The 4,386-nt window shown below is 61.2% G+C and carries 5 protein-coding genes; 1 reads left to right on the top strand and 4 read right to left on the bottom strand.

The features are described 5' to 3' along the window. Positions 1 to 1,163 (top strand): oxygen-independent coproporphyrinogen III oxidase (gene hemN, locus EOA85_RS28860; RefSeq protein WP_127212026.1); only part of this gene is annotated, 1,163 nt, incomplete at its 5' end. Between the two features lie 12 nt (positions 1,164 to 1,175). Here hemN and EOA85_RS28865 read toward each other — a convergent pair. The 4 genes from EOA85_RS28865 to EOA85_RS28880 form a co-directional block, all read right to left on the bottom strand. Beyond that, on the bottom strand, positions 1,176 to 1,607 hold the full coding sequence (locus tag EOA85_RS28865; protein ID WP_127212027.1) for a potassium channel family protein: 432 nt from the start codon (positions 1,605 to 1,607) through the stop codon (positions 1,176 to 1,178). A 144-nt stretch (positions 1,608 to 1,751) separates the two neighbouring features. After that, positions 1,752 to 2,090, bottom strand: a complete 339-nt coding sequence (locus EOA85_RS28870) for a DUF779 domain-containing protein (protein WP_127212028.1) — start codon at positions 2,088 to 2,090, stop codon at positions 1,752 to 1,754. 66 nt (positions 2,091 to 2,156) lie between these two features. Continuing rightward, complete coding sequence (adh, locus tag EOA85_RS28875) at positions 2,157 to 3,674, bottom strand: aldehyde dehydrogenase (protein WP_127212029.1); 1,518 nt, start codon at positions 3,672 to 3,674, stop codon at positions 2,157 to 2,159. A gap of 148 nt (positions 3,675 to 3,822) precedes the next feature. Next, positions 3,823 to 4,386 (bottom strand): helix-turn-helix domain-containing protein (locus EOA85_RS28880; RefSeq protein WP_281033795.1); only part of this gene is annotated, 564 nt, incomplete at its 5' end.

Consider the following 4,386-nt stretch of genomic DNA (forward strand, 5'->3'; position numbering starts at 1 on the left):
GTGCGTGCCACACCAAGCAGACACGCCATTACGAACCGGTGACCACGTACCTGCGCTCACTGCACGCTGAAATAGCTACCGTCGCCAGTCTTGTCGGAGGTAAGGGCCGTGTGGGTGCCGTCCATTTCGGCGGTGGCTCGCCGACGATGCTCAAACCCGAGGATATGGTGGCGCTGGGAACTGTCCTGCGCAACAGTTTCGAGTTTCTTCCCGGCGCCAAGATCAGTGTCGAAATCGAACCCAACGATATGGACGATGCTCGCCTGGATGCACTCGCCGAAATCGGCATGACGCGGGCGAGCCTCGGCGTCCAGGACTTCGATCTTAAGGTGCAGAAGGCGATCAACCGCGAGCAGAGCTTTCTGCAGACCAAAGCGGTAGTCGAGGGCGTTCGTTCGCGCGGCGTCGAATCTGTTAATCTCGACCTGCTTTACGGCCTGCCGCACCAGACGAGGGAGAGCGTTTCCTCTACGGTTTCGCAGGCACTGACTCTGGAGCCGGACAGGATGGCGCTTTTCGGCTATGCGCATGTGCCCTGGTTCAAGAAGCACCAGACGATGATCGACGAAGCGTGGCTGCCGAATTCGGTCGAACGCTTCGCTCAATCGCAAATTGCTGCTGGCCTTATGCTGAAGGCTGGGTATCAAGCCGTGGGGTTCGATCATTTCGCCAGATCCGGTGATGCGCTGGCCGTTGCGGCACGGACCGGAACCTTGCACCGGAACTTCCAGGGCTATACCGAGGATCGCTGTGAGACATTGATCGGGCTTGGTCCTTCATCGATCAGCCAGTTCCGCCAGGGCTATGCACAGAACATGCCGGCGACCGCCGAATACGGACGCATGGTGGAGCAGGGAGGTCTGGCTGCTGTGCGCGGCATCGAGTTGTCGGAAGATGACCGCGTGCGCGGCTGGATTATCGAGAGGCTGATGTGCGATTTCGCCTTCTCGGCGATCGATCTGGTCGAACGCTTCGGCGAAATCGGCCAGAAGCTTCTGCTCCAGGCGAGTTCCGTCGCCCTTCGTGATCCTGCTCGGTTGTTGGAACTGAATGGCGACAGTTTCGTAGTGCCGGTGGAAAATCGTCCCTTTGTTCGCAGTATAGCGGCCAGGTTCGACAAATATTTCGAAACCGGTAAAGCCAAGCATTCGGTGGCAGTCTGAGCACCGGCCTGATCAGAAATGCTCCCCGGTCTTGAATGGGCCGATTCGGGTGCCAGCGGCGATCAGATAGGCGGTCGACCAGCCAATGAGCAGAAACCCGTTCACCCCCTCGAGCGCCGCCAGCACGCGCCACCCGTGAGCGGGTACTACATCGCCATAGCCGACCGTCGAAAATGTAATGGTCGAGAAATACAGTGCGGTTTCGAAGTCGGCAAAGATATCGAGCAATCGGTAGAGCCCTGCCCATAGCCAAACCTCAGAGGTTATGATGGCAAACAGCCCCATCACTACACTGATCATCGCGACTATACGGCTGCGGCGACCGTGCATGCGAAACCGTGCGACCAGATGCCCCATCGCATGGGTAACGGCGATCAGACCGAAGGTGTGAATCAGGACCGTCATGCTTATGACGATCGTGCCGACGAAAAGATTGATGGCCATGCGACGAAATTAGGAATTTCTCGGGGTGCGTTCCTTGCGAGAAATCAAAACCGGCCGAGTTCGCCGAGGCCAGCCTGTTCGCCACAGACGGTTAGGGCGGGAGCGAGACGAAAGAACAAGAGGAAACAGGCCGATGCACCCTCATCACGGTTGAACGGCGCAGATCGTCGACCGCGTCAGGAACCGCTTCTCCCGCCCGTTGTCCAGCGAGAACATGCCGCCGCGGCCAGGCACCACGTCGATAATGAGATCGGTGTGCTTCCAGGCCTCGAATTGCGACCCACCGATGTAGAACGGCGTTTCGCCGATGTGGCCGAGCAGCACATCATGGTCGCCGACGATGAAGCCGGCACGCGAATAGCACATCGGCGAAGACCCGTCGCAGCAGCCGCCGGATTGATGGAACAGCACCGGACCGTGCTCGGCAACGATCTCCGCAATCAATTCAAGCGCTGCCGGTGTTGCCGTGACCTTCGCATGCATGCTTTTTTCGATTTCCAGCTTGGGCGCGGCCCCCTGCGGAGCCGCGCCTGTGAGCCAAAGAGGTGATCAGAAGAAGCCGAGCTTCTTTGGGCTATAGCTGACCAGCATGTTCTTGGTCTGCTGATAGTGGTCGAGCATCATCTTGTGCGTCTCGCGGCCGATGCCGGACTGCTTGTAGCCGCCGAAAGCTGCATGTGCGGGATAGGCGTGGTAGCAGTTGGTCCAGACTCGGCCGGCCTGGATGGCGCGGCCGAAGCGATAGGCGCGGTTGGCATCTCGCGTCCAGACGCCGGCGCCGAGGCCGTAGAGCGTATCGTTAGCTATCGCCAGCGCTTCGTCGTCGTCCTTGAACGTCGTGACCGAAACCACCGGCCCGAAGATCTCTTCCTGGAAGATGCGCATCTTGTTGTGGCCCTTGAACACCGTCGGCTTGACGTAGTAGCCGCCCGCAAGATCACCGGGCAGCACATTGCGGGCGCCGCCGGTCAGCACTTCCGCGCCTTCCTGGCGGCCGATGTCGATGTAGGACAGGATCTTTTCCAGCTGCTCGGACGAGGCCTGGGCACCGATCATCGTCGCCGGATCGAGCGGATCGCCCTGCACGATCGCCTCGACACGCTTGAGGGCGCGTTCCATGAAGCTGTCGTAGATCGATTCGTGGATGAGTGCGCGGCTCGGGCAGGTGCAGACCTCGCCCTGGTTCAGCGCGAACATGACGAAGCCTTCGATCGCCTTGTCGAAGAAATCGTCGTCCTCGGCGAGGACATCCTTGAAGAAGATGTTGGGCGACTTGCCGCCCAGTTCAAGCGTGACGGGGATCAGGTTCTGGCTGGCATATTGCATGATCAGCCGACCCGTCGTGGTCTCGCCGGTAAAGGCGATCTTGGCGATGCGCCGCGAGGACGCGAGCGGCTTGCCGGCCTCGAGGCCGAAGCCGTTGACGATGTTGAGAACGCCTGGCGGCAGCAGATCGCCGACAAGATCGGCCCAGAGCAAGATGGCGGCCGGGGTCTGCTCGGCAGGCTTCAGGACCACGCAGTTTCCGGCCGCAAGCGCGGGAGCAAGTTTCCAGCATGCCATCAGCAGCGGGAAGTTCCAGGGGATAATCTGGCCGACCACGCCGAGCGGCTCATGGAAATGATAGGCGACGGTATCGTCGTCGATCTGGGAAAGGCTGCCTTCCTGGCCACGCAAGGCGCCGGCGAAATAGCGGAAATGGTCAATGGCCAAAGGCAGGTCGGCCGCGGTCGTTTCGCGGATCGGCTTGCCGTTGTCCCAGGTTTCGGCGCGAGCGAGGAGATCGAGGTTTTCCTCCATGCGATCGGCGATGCGGTTGAGGATGAGCGAGCGCTCGGCCACGCTGGTGCGGCCCCAGGCGTCCTTGGCGGCGTGCGCCGCATCCAGAGCCGCCTCAATGTCCTGGACATCCGAGCGCGCCACTTCGCACAGCAGCTGGCCGTTCACCGGCGAGAAGTTCTCGAAGTAGCGGCCGGAGCGCGGCTCGGCCCATTTGCCGTCGATGAAATTACCGTAGCGCGTGTCGAAGGGCGCCTTGACCGAGCGTGAGAATTCAACCTTGTTCACGTGTCTTTCCTCCCAAAGCTGACGTCGCGGGATGCGACGCTTCGGAAGAGAGACTTGCGATTTCCGCCGTTATTGTCACCGTGCCGAGGACTGTGACCGGCCGGGATGTGGCGCAAAATTGCGACAGTCAGGCAGGGATTCGCAAATGTCAGTGAGAGCGATGGGCATCCAGGCGGTTGAGCTTGCGGTGTAGCGTCGCGCGGCTGATGCCAAGCGCCTGAGCAGCAGCCGAGACATTTCCGTCAGCGCGCGCGAGCGCCCGCTGGAGAACGCCGCGCTCGGCCCCGGCGAGAACTTCGGGGCCGCTCTCCGCCCAGCCGAGCAGGTCTGCAGCGGGCATCGGCTTGTCGAGACACTGTTGGGTAATTCCAAGCGCCAGGCGGGCCGACCGGGTCGCGCCGACCACAAGGTCGTCCACATCAACCGCGATCAGCGCGCCGGAGCCCTTGTCGGTCACCGGCGCCAAAAGAATTCGCGCCTTGGGAAATGCCATCCTGAAGTTCTCTGCCTCGATCCGACGCACAGCGTCGACCACGGCCACCGAGATAAGACTGGCGAAGGCCTCGGTCAGATCGGCCCGGCACGAGGAGACGTCAAGCGCGGCCACAAGATTCCCCTCATGATCGTAGATCGGAGCGGTGGTGCAGCTCAGCCCTGTGTTGCGCGTTTGAAAATGCTGGTCGCGGTGGATCGTCAGCGTGCGCTGTTCAAC

The organism is Mesorhizobium sp. M5C.F.Ca.IN.020.29.1.1, assembly GCF_003997375.1.
GTDB lineage: Bacteria > Pseudomonadota > Alphaproteobacteria > Rhizobiales > Rhizobiaceae > Mesorhizobium > Mesorhizobium wenxiniae.

Coding starts and splice junctions, on each gene's coding strand:
- EOA85_RS28865 (WP_127212027.1), bottom strand. CDS start 1,607: ATGGCCATCAATCTTTTCGTCGGCACGATCGTCATAAGCATGACGGTC.
- EOA85_RS28870 (WP_127212028.1), bottom strand. CDS start 2,090: ATGCATGCGAAGGTCACGGCAACACCGGCAGCGCTTGAATTGATTGCG.